At 31.6% G+C, this 15,381-nt stretch carries 12 protein-coding genes; 7 read left to right on the top strand and 5 right to left on the bottom strand.

Translation table 11 applies throughout. From position 1 onward, the window contains the following. Positions 1-16: 16 nt before the first annotated feature. Entirely contained in the window at positions 17-1,198 is a 1,182-nt protein-coding gene (locus MMB68_RS24660) for an Alp7A family actin-like protein (RefSeq protein WP_154974853.1), read from the bottom strand. A gap of 213 nt (positions 1,199-1,411) precedes the next feature. Here MMB68_RS24660 and MMB68_RS24655 point away from each other — a divergent pair, with 213 nt between their 5' ends. Both MMB68_RS24655 and MMB68_RS24650 read left to right on the top strand, forming a co-directional pair. After that, positions 1,412-1,837: a MarR family winged helix-turn-helix transcriptional regulator gene (locus tag MMB68_RS24655; protein WP_277549484.1), complete on the top strand. Its 426-nt coding sequence runs from the start codon at positions 1,412-1,414 to the stop codon at positions 1,835-1,837. A 64-nt stretch (positions 1,838-1,901) separates the two neighbouring features. Then, a complete protein-coding gene (locus MMB68_RS24650; RefSeq protein ID WP_277549483.1) occupies positions 1,902-2,498 on the top strand; it encodes a hypothetical protein in 597 nt (198 codons plus the stop codon). A 243-nt stretch (positions 2,499-2,741) separates the two neighbouring features. On the opposite strand, the gene MMB68_RS24645 is transcribed toward MMB68_RS24650, so the two are convergent. The 3 genes from MMB68_RS24645 to MMB68_RS24635 all read right to left on the bottom strand — a co-directional run bounded on the left by MMB68_RS24645 (position 2,742) and on the right by MMB68_RS24635 (position 6,392). Then, positions 2,742-4,379, bottom strand: a complete 1,638-nt coding sequence (locus tag MMB68_RS24645; protein ID WP_168761501.1) for a hypothetical protein — start codon at positions 4,377-4,379, stop codon at positions 2,742-2,744. Positions 4,380-4,527: 148 nt separating this feature from the next. After that, a complete protein-coding gene (locus MMB68_RS24640) occupies positions 4,528-5,151 on the bottom strand; it encodes a hypothetical protein (RefSeq protein WP_098334643.1) in 624 nt (207 codons plus the stop codon). 269 nt (positions 5,152-5,420) lie between these two features. Continuing rightward, positions 5,421-6,392 (bottom strand): helix-turn-helix domain-containing protein, encoded by a 972-nt coding sequence (locus tag MMB68_RS24635; protein WP_168761500.1) that lies wholly within the window; start codon positions 6,390-6,392, stop codon positions 5,421-5,423. Positions 6,393-6,871: 479 nt separating this feature from the next. On the opposite strand from MMB68_RS24635, the gene MMB68_RS24630 reads away from it, so the two are divergent. Both MMB68_RS24630 and MMB68_RS24625 read left to right on the top strand, forming a co-directional pair. Then, positions 6,872-8,020 carry a tyrosine-type recombinase/integrase gene (locus MMB68_RS24630; RefSeq protein ID WP_277549480.1) on the top strand — a complete coding sequence of 383 codons (1,149 nt, stop codon included), beginning with the start codon at positions 6,872-6,874 and terminating at the stop codon, positions 8,018-8,020. Positions 8,021-8,045: 25 nt separating this feature from the next. Then, the gene (locus tag MMB68_RS24625; RefSeq protein ID WP_277549479.1) at positions 8,046-8,204 is read left to right on the top strand and encodes a hypothetical protein; all 159 of its coding nucleotides are present in this window, start codon (positions 8,046-8,048) and stop codon (positions 8,202-8,204) included. Positions 8,205-8,746: 542 nt separating this feature from the next. Here MMB68_RS24625 and MMB68_RS24620 read toward each other — a convergent pair. Continuing rightward, entirely contained in the window at positions 8,747-9,046 is a 300-nt protein-coding gene (locus tag MMB68_RS24620; protein WP_277549478.1) for a hypothetical protein, read from the bottom strand. Between the two features lie 525 nt (positions 9,047-9,571). On the opposite strand from MMB68_RS24620, the gene MMB68_RS24615 reads away from it, so the two are divergent. The 3 genes from MMB68_RS24615 to MMB68_RS24605 are packed head-to-tail and all read left to right on the top strand — an operon-like array spanning position 9,572 to position 15,381. Beyond that, on the top strand, positions 9,572-12,379 hold the full coding sequence (locus MMB68_RS24615) for a Z1 domain-containing protein (protein WP_277549477.1): 2,808 nt from the start codon (positions 9,572-9,574) through the stop codon (positions 12,377-12,379). A 3-nt stretch (positions 12,380-12,382) separates the two neighbouring features. After that, positions 12,383-14,440 (top strand): hypothetical protein, encoded by a 2,058-nt coding sequence (locus MMB68_RS24610; protein WP_277549476.1) that lies wholly within the window; start codon positions 12,383-12,385, stop codon positions 14,438-14,440. Then, on the top strand, positions 14,437-15,381 hold the full coding sequence (locus tag MMB68_RS24605) for a hypothetical protein (RefSeq protein WP_277549475.1): 945 nt from the start codon (positions 14,437-14,439) through the stop codon (positions 15,379-15,381). Before MMB68_RS24610 ends, MMB68_RS24605 begins: the two co-directional genes overlap by 4 nt.

Raw genomic sequence — 15,381 nt, 5'->3', positions numbered from 1 at the left:
GTTATCACCTACGCTGTTAGGATTTAACGGCTTTCTTCTCAGCTTGTTTCTTTTGAAGATAACCGATGCTTCGGATTTCTAGGCCAAATAAGTTTAAGTGACGGCTATCTGCTGGTACTTTATGATATTTCTCTGTACGTTCTTCGCCAATCTTTTCACTCATGCTTGTCATAATCGCTACTTCTAGTGTTGGAGCGACACCACCACTATATACGTATTTACGAATTTTATTTGCCGGTGGTGGGGCTACATCATTTAACTTCGCTAGTAAAATTTCCACATACTCTTTTAAAGAAGATGTAATTTGAGCTGTTAAATCAATGGCTGCGCCTGTGTTTTCATTTTTTAACTCGAATTTTTGTTTACTATAGTTATCTAAGATAAATTGGTCAAAAGCACGTAAATCGGTAAACAGCTCTGGGAACTTCTCTTTACGTAACTTATCAATATGAGCTAAATAGGGAATACCCTCGATACTTTGGAATGATTCACGGCTATTCGCAGCTTTTAATCCTTCCGGTAAAATGACGACATCAATCGAGCCACCACCGATATCAACCATCACAGTTTCACATTCCACATATTCATTGGCATCTTCACGGTCTTGAAGTGTTAGGTCTTTCTTCAACGCAAAGCGCGCGATTTCGCCTTCTTTCAGGCAAGCACTTTCGTCCACAGCTACCTTTAATTCTTTTTCAAACCCTGGAGTATGAATACGGAATGTATGGTCACCTAGGAAGCGAGTAGCCATGGCTTTTTGCGCTTCGCCAAACGTACTTTCTTTTTTCAGTAACCAAATTGGTAACATCGTAGAGAAATAGTCAATTTCAATGTTGTTATCTTTCTGATCTTTTGCATGCAACGCATGGTAGTATGCAATGGCAGCCAAAAATGTCACGTAAGGAATATGGCTTGTAATTTTGTTATGTAAACGATTGATGTGATTGTTGGCAAGTTGTTGGCTTGCTGCAATGTCACCCACTAAGAAATAACGTTCTTTTTCTTCGTCACTGATTTTCGTAGATAGTAAGATACGCTTCTTAAATTCTTCTGGTGCTGTTACTGCATCTGTAAAAAATGAATCAGCAACATCTTTTTGTAGTTCTACAACGTTGGTTGGGAAATCAAATAGGTATCCATCAATGATATTCATATCAACGGAGTTTCCACAGTCTTTATTAAAACGCGAAATTTTCATGTTTATACACCTCATTTTTAAGTTGAACTTCTGTTGAACTTATTATACAAGAAGAAGGACGGAATTTCAATCCTTTAGTTCAACTTATTTGTCATCAAAAATTTACATATATCAACAATTTTTTTTGTTTAGTTGAACTTATTTTTTGTAATAGGTATTTTAAACTGGATTTTTTCTAATCCTGGAAGCACTCTAAAATCTGCAACAAAACAATTGGATATCCCAAAAAATACAGTATGTGTGAGTATAGATGGATTAGTAAGTCTAGGATTAGTTGAAAGAAAGCAATCAACGGAAAAGCGAAGAGAAGTACATTTAAAAGTAAAAACTAGAGGAAAAGACGTATCACAGAGATTAATTAAAAATACTTCATCATATAAAGCCATGGCAAAAGCATTAGAAAATCTTTCAAAAAAAAGAAATATCAAATTTTCTTCTAAATTATCTAAAAATATAATTTTAACAGGACTATTCTTATCTAGCTTTTCTGTAGTATACGTTCTGTTTCTATTAACAAAATTATTGAATATAAGTAATTTTATTGTTTATAAGGATTTTATTACCTTTTATGTTATACTCAAATTTATGATATTTATAGGAGATGGTTTTGGATTGAGGGGATTTCTATTCAACTACTGATGTGATTAGTACATTGTTTATTTTATTGTTTAAGGAAAACTACTAAAAGATTAGGGGGATTAGAGTGAAAAAAAATATATTATTTTTCATTATATTTTTAGTCATAGGTATAGCTTTAGGGATAATATCTAAATATTTGGATACTTTCGCGGGTGTTGATGGAGATTGGTTTATGAATATTCCCTCGTATTTGGGAGATTTATTTACGAGGTTAGGTATCTGGATATTAATTGCTACAATCATAGCTGCATACAGTAAAACACAGATTAGTGCTGCTCTTAATACTTTCATATTTTTTATAGGAATGCTAATTAGTTATTATATCTATTCAGCTTATTTATTTGGCATTTTTCCAACCCGTGATTTTATATATTGGGGTAGTCTAGCACTAATTTCTCCCTTTATGGCGGCTATTGTATGGAATGGAAAGAACAATATAAGGTTAGCCTGGATTTTACCAGCACTACCTATAGCATTATTATTAAGCCTTTCTTTAGGAATAGGATTATTTTATATAAGGTTGAATTACATTGAAGAGTTAATTATGTCTGTTATTTTATGCCTAGTCTTTTATAAATCTCCAAAACAAATGGTGGTATTAATACTCGTTTCCTTTGTTCTTTCGTTTGTTATCAAACAAATAAGCCCATTCCATTTTTGATTCTACTTAGAGTTCTGGAATTAATAAAGGTTCTTTAATAATTTGTGGTGCCTTTTCCACACGAGTTTTTTTTATAATAGGTATTATATTTTTAAATAATGGATTCATATTTTATCAGAGGATTATACTATATTAATTTTATGATTGTTAAATCACGAATTATCGACATACGAAGAATTATTTAAAAAGAACAACCCTCTGTGTGAGGGTTGTTCTTTCAAAGAAATATTCAGGTTTACAGAATTATTTTCTTTTAATCTTATGTAAATGAAGAAGTGAAAGATAGCTATAAATAGTACTCAAATTTAAAGTGTCAGAATCACCATCTAGTAATAATACATCTTTAGTACCCCTAGCATTAAAGTAAGTATCTATTTCACTTTTTGTTCCTGATTTCCCCATAGATTCTTTTAAAATTTGATATAAAAAAAATGCTTTTTCATTCATAATATTTTTATTTTTCTCGAGATAATCCTTATTTAGCTTCCATAAATTATAAACTTCTTTTTCATCTTCATTGTAAGTGTAGTTTAAATCAAGACACACAATAATGTTCCAAACTTCGCCTTTATTAATTGCATCTTTTGTTTCAGATTTTAATTGTTTTATTTGCTTGGTATTTAACTTATAACCTAACACAGCTCCAGCTTGAAAAAGATAATAATTCTCCACTAATTCCGTTTTATTATTTAAACTATGGTAAATTGATTTAGTTTTATTTTTTGGAAAATCAAAATCATTTAATTTAAAAAACAGCGTTTCATAGTATAATTCTGTTTGTGAGGAGCTTAATTTACTATTTGTGATAGTCTTTTTTAAATAATTGGTCAAATAATGATTGTATGTTTTGTTAGAATCATATAGATAATCCATTATTAATTGCCATGTAATCATATCAATCATATTATTCTTTTCAACTGCTACCATTGGATAAAAGTTATCTTTTGAAGGTAATATTTTATTTAAATAATCAATATACATTTTTTTATATGACTTATTTATTCCTTTTTCACCTTCGTTTAAAAGCTTCAAACTAAAATATATATCGTATAAATTAAAGTTATAATTAAATGTATCAATAGAATTTGTAATATTATCTGTTTTTAAATCGTAAGGGTTTTTTAACAAGTTACTTAAAGAATATAGAATATACACAGTTTGTTTGTCTTTGTAATCTTTAAGAGAGGATTTTTTAATTGTTTTATTTGCTTTGCCCAATATCTCTTGATGGTATTTAGAAGTTGAGAACCCATCGTTTACAAGGCTAAAATACCAGTATAAATAGTATATCAAATTCTCCTCATTAGATTCTGTCAATATAAACTGACCGATAATTTCTGTTGCCTTATCGCTTTTAAATTGAGGTATATTCTTTGAGAGATAATAAATTATATATGGACTACTTTCAGTTAAGCAATTCGAGCATTGTAGTTGTTTTTTTAATTCCAGTTCCATCTTGTTATATGTATCTTTAGATAGAGTAGCGTTCTTTACTAAGGGATCTATATATGCATATGAAAAAGGGTCATAATCTAGCTCATTAGCTACAGAGTCACTATATGAATCAAGTAATTTGGAACTAACCCTTTGACCAAGTAATTCATTTATCTTTATGTAATAATAGGTTTGATCTAAACTCTCCTCATTAGAGTCAATTCGAATGGATTCAAATTTATTATGAGTTTGAGGCATTTTACTTAGAAACTTATAAAGCTTTTTTTCTTCTTCAACATTTTTGTCACTTTCTTTTATTCTTTTATTTGTATATGCTAATTCAGTTTCAAGAGTTTTATTCTCTTCATTATTAAAGAATAAAAAGGCGATCAAAAAAGTCGAAATAGCTATAAAAGGTATTAAAAAATACAAAATAAGTTTTTTCATAGTTAATTCTCCAGAAAAATTAATTTAATTCTCTCTTCTGATGAAAATATTTGTGTAGTTAGTACTGAAGCAGTGAAAAATGTTACTATCCTCTTAACAGCATATATAAATCCTGTAGGACATAAAGTTCTACAGGATTTATATATGCTTATTTTTTTACTGTAGTTTGACTATTTATAGCTGCTTTTTTAACGACTTTATTACCCCACACAGACGCTTCATTTGTTAAAGTAACTTTCTCCCAATTCCCTTTTAAAGCCAAATTGGATCTATATGAAGCATCTTTTTGAGATTTAGTATTTTGATAATACTTATTTCCAGTTTTTGCAGTAGTAGAATTTTTTGTAGTCGAAGCACTAATTGATCCACCAGTCGTACCTATTGTTACCGAAGCAGTAGTAGACGTGTTATAAGCTTGAATAGTTGCATGCCATTTTGTTTGAATATTCTTATGATCCGTTTTATTATAATTGGCTGAAACTTGATAATCTACTAGTCCTCCTGAATGAAGACTACTTAGCCAAGTATTACTATATAAAGTTCCGCCCGTATAACTCTTAACACTTCTTTTACTATTTGCCAGAATTGACATTTGACCTTCTGTACCATACTTTGGTGTTAACGCAGGTTGAGAATCCATTTCCGCAGCTGGAGTGGAGCTTTCAACAGTCGTCTCTTCATCACTATCTGCAAAAGCAGCAGTAGTTGATCCGAATGCAGCACCTAAAATAACCAATGAAGAAATAAGAGTTTTTTTGTTCAGTATTTTCATTTCAAAATATCCCCTTTAATTTTAAATTTTAACAAAGTTAATAAAGTAATACTACCTTTCTAAATATTGTAAAATGTAATCTATATTTTAACATTATTTGATAATTAAAGTCAAAAAAATACATATTTTTTAAAAATTAAATTATAATATTTTACAAATGTATATTTACAATACTCGTTTTATTATATAAACAAGGGCAAGCCAATGAAAATTGACTTGCCCTTGTTTACTTCCTTCTTAAGATTGAGAACTTTTTAATCTAATTTATTTTATACTTTTTGTACTGCATATAATAACAACTCTTCCACATTCTTTTTGCCTAATTCCTTGGCTTTTTGCTGTAACTCTTCCTTCAGATTACTTGATACCTTTACACGTACTACTTCTAAATCGCTATCAATGTAAATTCCACGGCTGCGTTTATTAATCTTTCCTGAGACAAGAACTGACTCCAATAATTCAACGATTTCTTGTGCTGATTCTGTCAACAATACAGGTTTGATTTCAACGATAAATTGCTCTTTCTCTTCTTGTGGTGTAATTCTCATGTTAGTTGGGCTTAGGTACTGATAGAATAAATCCATGAGCTTATAAAGTTGTGATTTCGCGTAGGCTGTTTGCTTAAATGCAAATGTAGCATAGCCTTCTTTCGTAATCGTTTTTTTCGATTCAATTTCATAGGCTGCTTCAAAGCCGCGATCAAGTAATTCTTCTACCGTTATCTCTTCATGTTGCTCTGTCACTGCCATAATGGGATCTTCTACTGAGATAATACGGGCAAACTGCTCTTTCACTTCATCTTTCTTCACAAAAAGCTGAAAGAGTGCAATATTTTGTTCGGTATGATAAAAATGACGCTTACTAGGTTTACGGCCAACTTCATGCGTACGCTTAAACGCTTCTAAATCTTCTTCATTCACAAAATAACAATTAATACCCCGGTATTCTTCTTGGAATGCAGGTAAAAGTTCTTGCTTAATATACTTATTCACTGTTGTGACGGATATATCGAGTTGCTGCGCTACCTCTTTTGTCGTAAGTCCTGGCTTTTTTAACTCTTCTTGCAAACGAACGACATCTTCGATATCAAATTCATAACGTCCTTCGATATGCCAGTCATCTTTATTAATAGGATTTAATTTTCCTTGCTGAATATATGTATAAATCGTTTTCTTTGATGAAATAGATAATATCTCCATCACATCTTCAATAGTAATAATTTTAGTAGGATTATCAATCATAACATACACTCCTATTCTTTTTACTTCACCTAATAATTAATTATATCATATATACATATAGTTAGAGTTTAAAAGTTTTTATAATCAATATGTAAATGCTATAACTAACTTATAAATATTTATGTTTTATTATTTACTCTAAGTGATGACAAATAGGGGATTTTTCTACAAATGATATAAGTGATAAACTATATTTATAAAAAGTAAGTTTATACTTTTACTTTTAAATAAGTTACAATTAATAAGTAATAACTATAATAAATAACTTTAAATATATATTTGATTGTAAGAATATTAGTTATTTAACGAAGGTAACTAGTGATTTAAAACTTGTTAGGAAAACTATTCTTGCGTTTAAAAGGTTTATTATCATCTATATACGTATAAATATAAACTTAACCCTTACATAGTGAAGAGAATATCTTAACACAAGGAAGAACTATAAATAAGAAGACACATTTTGCAAAAGGAGAGGTTTTATGCGAGATTTCTCATTAGTACATACAGGAACAGAAATAAGAGAAAGAAAAGGGGATTTCAATAAAATCGTTTCATTGATGCTGGATAGCACGTATTATGATGCATTAGAAGAAAGAAATGAGCAGCACCAGCGAAAAAACGAAGATATTTTCAGTGATTTTACCGATGAGGAAATGATGTACTATTATGTCCACCAACGAAAACATATTCGAAAGGACCGAGAACGGAAAGAAAATACAAAAACCGAATATGTACGAATTTTGCTGCAGTTTTATCAGTATGCGGTGGGGAGTGAGTCGTTTTTACGACAAGATGTAGATTATTATATAGAAGAAACTATATTTAAGAATTTAAGGCCTTGGCATATCCGTAATTATCAGGCCTATTTAAGTACCGCATTATTAGGTAAGGGTGGAAAACCTTATTCGCCCGCAACTTTAGATGCCAAAATGACGATTTTAAAAAGTTTTATGAAATGGTTACATGAAACGAAGTATATTCAGCATCCATTACATAAAGAAATTTTGAGTACGTCATTATCTGAACAAGAAATTCCAAACCGAGATTTGTATTACCATGAAGTTAAGCAAATCCTAGACTATTACAAAGATCATCCGATTAATCATGGGTTGTTAACCATGTTGGCGATGACAGGGTTGCGTGTACAGGAAATAGCCAAAGCTTCGTGGGGAGATGTGTATCTAGATAGTTTAAGTAGTCATTACCGGTTAAGAGGAGTAGGTAAGGGAGGAAAGAAATTTGATAAGTTGCTTCATCCGTCCTTATATGAACGTATCCTTGCTTTTCGAAAACGACGTCATGTCAGTACAGCATTAAACACAAGTGATCAAGGGCCCTTATTCCCAACCAAAGATGGAGGATATTATCAATACAAAAACTTGAGCAATTATATTGTGCGTATCATTGAACGCACAGAATTACCATTTGTAAAAGAGCGTACTGACAAAATTACCCCGCATTACTTTCGTCATTTTTATGCCATCTATAGTAGGCAGCAAGGAGCAGATATCTTTTTAATTCAAAAGGAACTAGGTCATAGTGATCGTAAGGCAACCGAGCGTTATCTGGAGAAAGTTTTACAGCGAGAACAAGAAATTGGGCTGATGTGGAAGGAACAAGATTTCTAATAAGATAAAGATTAGGGGACCAGCAATGAAATACAATGTTCAAATCTACGAAGATAAACAAGGAATGCTTATGATAAATGTCCCTGATGAAATCTTTTTAGTTCTAGATTTATTATTAGGTGACTTACGAGAAGATGGATTGAAATTGGGACTAAATTTAATTGATAAAGTACTTTCCAAGTAATCTTCCTATGAATAATTAACTGGAAATGCTTGTACTATAGAAATTAAATATGATCTAATAAAAATATGCAACCAAAATTTTGTTACATGTTTTTGTTAAGTTGATTCATTTGAGATGCAATGCATAATCTATAGTTCAATCTGTCAAATGAGAGAACGCCTAAAAAGAACTTCACCTGTATAGACGAAAGGTCATATTTAATTTTAGATCTTTATGTACTTGTAATAATGAACAAAATTCTATATGTTGAACAAACCTCAAAAAAGGATTAATCCTTCAAATACTTTTACTGAGAGTCTGTTTTCTATATATAACATGAAGATAAATAATACCGCCTTATACACTATAAGTATTGGGCGGTATTTCTTGTAACTATAATTCTAATTTTTTAAGGAAGGAAGTGCAAAACTTCTTCTTGTTTTACATATTTGACTACATCAAATACATAAAACGTAGTATAGTTCCTCATAATAAGAGGAACTTCATTAAAACATGTTATATCATTGTATTGATTTGCTGTATATGTAAAGAATTAAAACAGATTATCTAAAGATAAACGCTGTCATGAATTGATCTACCAAATTCAAACTATTTGTAATAAATATAAACCACCATAGGGCTTTAAAAGCTAGAGGTATTTCTGACCACTTTTCTTTAATGACTACTTCTTTAAAATACATTTGAAAACAGACCCCAATCAAGCTAATAAAGCCAAAGCTTACTAGTGCCTTACCCCAATAATTAGGGTTTCTAGTGGATAAGCCCAAAAATATTACCGTTATTATAACTCCAATCGCTATTAATGTTCCAAAAACTCTTAATGCTTTACTCGTCTTACCCATAATCTCCTCCTATAGAAAAAGGTGTGGTACTAAGCCTTACCTTTTCTTTATTATTATACATTTTTTGTATTAATGATAATGTGTATTAATGATTTTTTCTGAATTGAAAATATTACAAAAATATCAAGTTTATTAGTAAAAAAATACAAGTAATACTATTGTCACTAGATATTACAAAAATCGTTTAATTAAACAAGTTTTTAACTCTATTTTCAACAAAAATTTACTAATAATCCAATTATTTTTGGTATAATTAATTCACTAGCTGAAATTAATGAGTCTAAAGACTTATAAAGATTAATCACATCGTAAAAATATTTTTTATTTTAAAATACTAAATTTATATTATTTTTATAAGAATTTAATAAACTCTCTAAATTAAAGCTCAATTATATAGCTAGAAGAAGATATATGTAATTCCAATTTTTAAGATAGAAACTAAGTAATTACTTAGTTTCTATAATTAACAAGCTATATAATTTGTTAATTAAATATCAATATAATAAAGATATAAAGGAGTAGTATATGTACAATATTAATTCACCTAAATATGATGATTGCAGATTTCATATAAGAAGACAGAAAAAGAATGGGAAACCTTGGGATGAAATTCGCTTTGCAAATAAAGGAAACAGAAAGGCTCTAGGGAATTTTATTGAATCATCTATAGAAAATGGTTTTTTCCCAGAGGACTTAACTGTAGATTTATGGATGGAATTAGTAGAGTCTGAAAGATTAGCAGAAGAAAAAGCTCTATCAATAGATAAAGCAGGTGAAGTAACCTCTCTTATTGCTGCAGATAGTGATAATGATGTTCATGTGCCAAGAGATGAGCAGTCTTCCTGGCAATTATATAAAAAAAAGTTAGTAGATTCCGGATGGTCCAAAGAGTCCGTTGCAGATATTGAAGAAGCCACTATAAAAGTATTGCGGAAGCTTAATAGAGATACAACAGCTACGGGTCCAGTAAAAGGTTTAATGGTGGGGCATGTACAATCAGGAAAAACAGCTAATATGGCAGCGCTAATGGCTATGGCTGCTGATTGGGGCTGGAACATGTTTATAGTTCTATCCGGAGTAGTTGAAAACTTGAGAAATCAAACAGAAAGACGTCTATGGAACGATTTGAACCATCCCGGGACAATATCATGGATATCGCTCCAACATTTGTCCAAAAAATCTCCAAGTGGACAAAAGGCTCAAGATCTTATATTTGATGATAATGCCAATCAGCGTTATTTTACTGTTTGTCTTAAGAATAAAAATAGATTAGACAGTTTAATCAGTTGGATGAATACAGATAAAAATAAGTTAAAACAAATGAAAGTAATTGTAATAGATGATGAAGCAGATCAAGCTGGCATTAATACGCAAGATATTACCAAAGAGGAAAGAGCAACAATAAATTCGTTAATTGTACAGTTGGTAGAGGGAAATAATTCTACTGGTAGTCAGCCACGATCTATGAATTATATTAGTTACACAGCAACACCTTATTCTAACTTTTTAAATGAGTCTAGTAAAGAATCCTTATACCCAAAAGACTTTATTGGGGTATTAAAAACATCAAACGAATACTTTGGACCTAAACAAATATTCGGTGTCCAAGAAACAGAAAATAATGATGGACTCAATATAGTAAGAGAGATAAGTAAAGCAGATCTTCAAAATGTAAAACGGATTCATGATAAAAAATCTCAAGTAATCCCTAATACATTGAAAGAGTCTATATGTTGGTTCCTATGTACGGTAGCATCTTTGAGAACATTTGGTTATAGAAAACCTTTAAGTATGCTCGTACATACGAGTCAAAGACAAGCTCACCATGCAGAAATTTCCGCAATCATAGAAAATTGGGTCAAGCATACACCGGAGCAAGAATTACTTAAAGAGTGCCAAAAAGTATATAAAAGAGAAACATCTGAGTTTACGCTAAAAAAATTTCGTGAAGGATATGAAGAATATAGTATTCCAAACGATAAGATAAATGACTATCCAGAGTTCTCTATTCTTGAGCCAGTAATCAAAAGTGTAATAAAAGAATCAATATCTCATATTCAGCTTGGTGATGATGGCGATTTAGAATATCACAATGGTATCCATTTATGTATTGATAATTGCGCTAACAATGGGATTAACGATGAAAATGCATTTGTAAGATTAGCTTATCCAGATTCTAAAAGCGAAAACTATCCATCATCAGCTCCAGCATTTATTATTGTGGGCGGAAGTACATTATCTAGAGGCTTAACAATTGAGGGGCTTGTGAGTACCTTTTTCTTAAGACCTTCGTCACTAGCAGATTCTTTAATGCAAATGGGACGATGGTTTGGATATAGAAAGGGATACGAACTATTTCCAAGAATATGGATGACTGCTGATACGTACGAGAAGTTCGAATTTCTTGCAACTTTAGAAGAGGAATTAAGAGAAGACTTACGTAGATTTTCTGAACTTGGTGCTAGCCCATCAGAGGTGGGTCCAAGGGTGAAAAATTCACCCAAAGCTTCTTGGTTAAAGATCACATCTAAAAATAAAATGCAAGGCGCCCAATTAATTGAGATGGATTTTACAGGAACTTCTAACCAAACTATTATCTTTTCAGATGATGTAAAGATACTTAAGAAAAACATTAACATTACGGAGAATTTTCTCAAAGCAATTGGTGAAAATGAAATATCACATAATCACTCTGCGTTAATTTGGAGAGGGGTAGATTTTAAGACAATAAAAGAGGAGTTGCTCTTAAAATTTAATTTTCACTCAAGATCAAGAGTATTCAATCAAATTGAAGCTTTCTGCAAGTGGTACGAAGAATCGGTTTCAGAAACAGGTTTTACAGATTGGAATGTAGTAGTAGGCGGAAAGGGTAAAATAGACAATAATCCAAACGGATGGAAACTAAAAGGTGGAATTGTAGGAAAGGTCAATCGTACACGAAAGGGTAAAATGACTTTGCATGATCATTCTGTGAGTATCGGTGTTTTACGTGCTCCGATAGACTTATTTGCTGATGTTGACAAGGGAAAATATAATTGTGTCTTAAGTAGTATTAATAGTAAAACAAAAATGACTAATAAAAATATCGGTGAAATAAGAAAAAATGCAGGATTGGAACTTACTCCACAACTTCTTATTTATAGAATTGATAAAGATTCTAAAAAAGGCGAAAAGGGTGAGAGAGAAGATCTTGACTTTAGTGAAGATATTATAGGAATTAGTCTTTATATACCTGGTAAGCAGGTCGGATCAAATTATGCTAAAGCACTGACTGTAAAGATTTCTGAAGAAGAAGTAGCTTCTTTTACTGATGGAGAATCGGAGGCAGAATAAATAATGCAAATTGAAATTGCAGAACATGCAAGAATGTCTGAACGAGGAAGTTCTCTACTCAGACTCATACAAAATAATGACATGTCTCTTCTTGATTTATTGGTCAGAGAAGCTGTACAAAACAGTATTGACGCTGCTAAGGCCAATGCAGATTTTGTACAGGTAGAATTAGATATAGGTAAATTTAAGAAAGAAAGCATTGCTGAAAATCTTGAAGGGCTAGGGGATGGATTAAAAAATTCATTCCCTAATCAGGAATATGAATATATTAAAATAAGGGATAATAATACTGGTGGATTGACTGGCCCTTTACACATAGATGATGTATATGACGATAATTACGGAAATCTTTTAAAATTAGTTTATGAAATTAGTATGCCTCAGAGCAGAGAAGGAGCTGGGGGATCTTGGGGTTTAGGAAAGACTGTATACTTTAGAATAGGTATAGGTCTGGTTTTTTACTACTCAAGAGTTTTGAAAGACGATGGTACTTATGAATCCCGGTTAGCAGCATGTATGGTTGAAGATGAAACAAAAGACAATCCTTTAATACCAAGTCAGAACAGCAAACCTAAGAGAGGAATTGCTTGGTGGGGGAAAAGAATAGGTGAGAATTCAACTATACCACTGACGAACGAAAATGAGATTAAAGAAATAATTGAAATATTTGATGTGATACCATACAAAGAAAACGAAACAGGAACAACTATTATTATTCCTTTTATTGATAAGGCTAAATTAATCTCTATCTCAGATGATAATACCGAGATGCCTTGGTGGACTACTGCAATTGATCAATATTTAATTGTTGCATTGCAAAGGTGGTATGCACCGAGACTTGATAATATTAATTATGAATATGGAAGCTGGTTAAAAGCAAAGGTAAACGGAAAAGAAATAAAAACTAGGAGTATGCAACCGGTTTTTCAAATTATTCAATCACTCTACAACAGAACTTTCTTTAAGAATGAAGATTTAGCAAGGGATATTTTGAGTGACATGGATTATCAAGTGAAAGATATAGCATTGAGAAAAGATTTAGAAAATACTAGGGTTGGAAAAGTCGCCTATGTAAAAGTGGATCGTCAAGGTTTGCTTATGATTCCTCCTAATAATAACCTGCCGCCTTACGAATATGTAAATCTTAAGGAATTTAACGAGCTAAATAATGCTCCATTAATAAGTTATGTAAGAAAGCCGGGCATGATCGTCAGCTATGAAACTACTGGTCGGTGGGCAAACGGTATCGAAAAAACCAATCCGACAGAATATATAATTGGAATATTTGTTCCTAATTCTGATAATAAAGTGAAAAGTCTTAATGAAATAATTACATTGGAAGAATATTTGAGAAAAAGTGAAAAAGCTGACCATACGTCTTGGTCTGATTTGAATATTGACGGAAAAAATATGACTTTAGTGCGCAGAATACAAAATGCAACAACCAAGGCAATAAATGAGAGTTATTCAACTAAACAAAAAGTTTCTCCTTCCAATAGAAATCGAGCATTAAGCAGATCACTAGCGCAATATCTGCTTCCACCCGAAAATTTCGGTAATAGAGGGGTTGCTGGTGGTGAAAATAATAAGGGAAATACTGTTTTAAACAAACAAAAGAAAAAAGCAACTTTTACTCTCGAGAATAATCCGAGATATATTCAAGATTCAATTATGATGGATTTCGAGCTTGTTATGACAAAAAAAGTTAAAGAGTGTTTTATAGAAGTCCATGTATTGTCTGAATCAGGAGGAATAAAAGGTGATAGTTGGGAAGATGACAAAGGAATAGGGACGAAGTTCCCAATTGAGTTATCTGAAATAAAAATAAATAGCGTAAATAATGACAATGTTAATGTTTTAATTGCGGATGATAAAGCAGAATCTGTCTCCGATCTTGAATTAACAATTTTAAAAACGAGGCGTTTTTCAATCGGTAATGGACTTAGAGTGAAAAATAACCAATCAGATAGAACTCTTAAGGGAAATCTTGTACTAACTAGAAGTGATGATTTCGTTCAAGGTACTCTTGTTATGACGTTTACTGAGGTGAAAATGAAATGAATTCATATATTAGTTTTTATCAAACCTTAACTCCAAATCTGCAAAACAGAATAGGATTTGAAGGAGGCAATTATGAATTTAGTTACAAAAATGGAGAAGGTCTATTTAAGCTTTCTACCGATCCTTTAGATAGCCAAGAAAATAAAGATAATCACTTATATCTTCAAGACCTCGACAGCAAATGGGATGCGGATAATTGTTGCCTTATTGTAGAAAGAAGTGGCGTTATAAATAATCCTAGTTTCCTCTTTGGTCCAAACGGAGTAGCAAGTATAAATTCTAAAATTGGTATTGCCCTTACTTGGTTTTCAAAGTCTTCTAATCAGAGGGGGGTAGTACCGATAGCTGAGCTAGTACATGATTTGAATAACTTCATAGAGTTCGATCTGTATCATGCTTTTAATCCGGGACAACTGAAAGGAACAGTGACTATTGAATTAGCACTCTATTTAAAGGAAAATAAAGAAAATAACTTTCCGAATCTAGCTAAATATGAGGGGACTATTTTAGGGATATTAGATTCTTATACTGTTGTAATTGATGGAAACGGATCCATGTTTCCTATTCTTGAAGTTAATGAACCTTCACAACCTCTTTGGTGGGTATCATGTGATTGGTCCGATCCATTATCTGATGCATTTTCAGAAGAGAATGTATGCATTAATCTGAATACAAGTCACAGATTCGCAAAATTTTTGAATGCAGAAAATGGAATTGGCAGTTCTCCTATGTTGATTGAAATTATATCAAGTGCTGTTCAGATAATTATACAAAAGGCTCAAGAAAGTGGAGTATGGGATAATATTGAGTCTGGATCAGGAGTTGAGCCAGGTTCAATAGGTCAAGCAATTTATTATTTTATTCAGACTTTCAACTGGGATGTTTCATCCCCTGAACGATTAGCCCGTTCAATAAGAGAAGACTTAGAAAAAAGAATTTGA

It is taken from the genome of Priestia sp. Y58, assembly GCF_029522095.1.
Classification (GTDB): Bacteria; Bacillota; Bacilli; order Bacillales; family Bacillaceae_H; genus Priestia; species Priestia megaterium_E.
This window is presented reverse-complemented; position numbering and strand designations above follow the sequence as displayed.

Excerpts from the sequence above, each read along its gene's own strand:
- MMB68_RS24660 (WP_154974853.1), bottom strand. The coding sequence starts at position 1,198 with ATGAAAATTTCGCGTTTTAATAAAGACTGTGGAAACTCCGTTGATATG.
- MMB68_RS24645 (WP_168761501.1), bottom strand. The coding sequence starts at position 4,379 with ATGAAAAAACTTATTTTGTATTTTTTAATACCTTTTATAGCTATTTCG.
- MMB68_RS24640 (WP_098334643.1), bottom strand. The coding sequence starts at position 5,151 with ATGAAAATACTGAACAAAAAAACTCTTATTTCTTCATTGGTTATTTTA.
- MMB68_RS24635 (WP_168761500.1), bottom strand. The coding sequence starts at position 6,392 with ATGATTGATAATCCTACTAAAATTATTACTATTGAAGATGTGATGGAG.
- MMB68_RS24630 (WP_277549480.1), top strand. The coding sequence starts at position 6,872 with ATGCGAGATTTCTCATTAGTACATACAGGAACAGAAATAAGAGAAAGA.
- MMB68_RS24625 (WP_277549479.1), top strand. The coding sequence starts at position 8,046 with ATGAAATACAATGTTCAAATCTACGAAGATAAACAAGGAATGCTTATG.
- MMB68_RS24620 (WP_277549478.1), bottom strand. The coding sequence starts at position 9,046 with ATGGGTAAGACGAGTAAAGCATTAAGAGTTTTTGGAACATTAATAGCG.
- MMB68_RS24615 (WP_277549477.1), top strand. The coding sequence starts at position 9,572 with ATGTACAATATTAATTCACCTAAATATGATGATTGCAGATTTCATATA.
- MMB68_RS24610 (WP_277549476.1), top strand. The coding sequence starts at position 12,383 with ATGCAAATTGAAATTGCAGAACATGCAAGAATGTCTGAACGAGGAAGT.
- MMB68_RS24605 (WP_277549475.1), top strand. The coding sequence starts at position 14,437 with ATGAATTCATATATTAGTTTTTATCAAACCTTAACTCCAAATCTGCAA.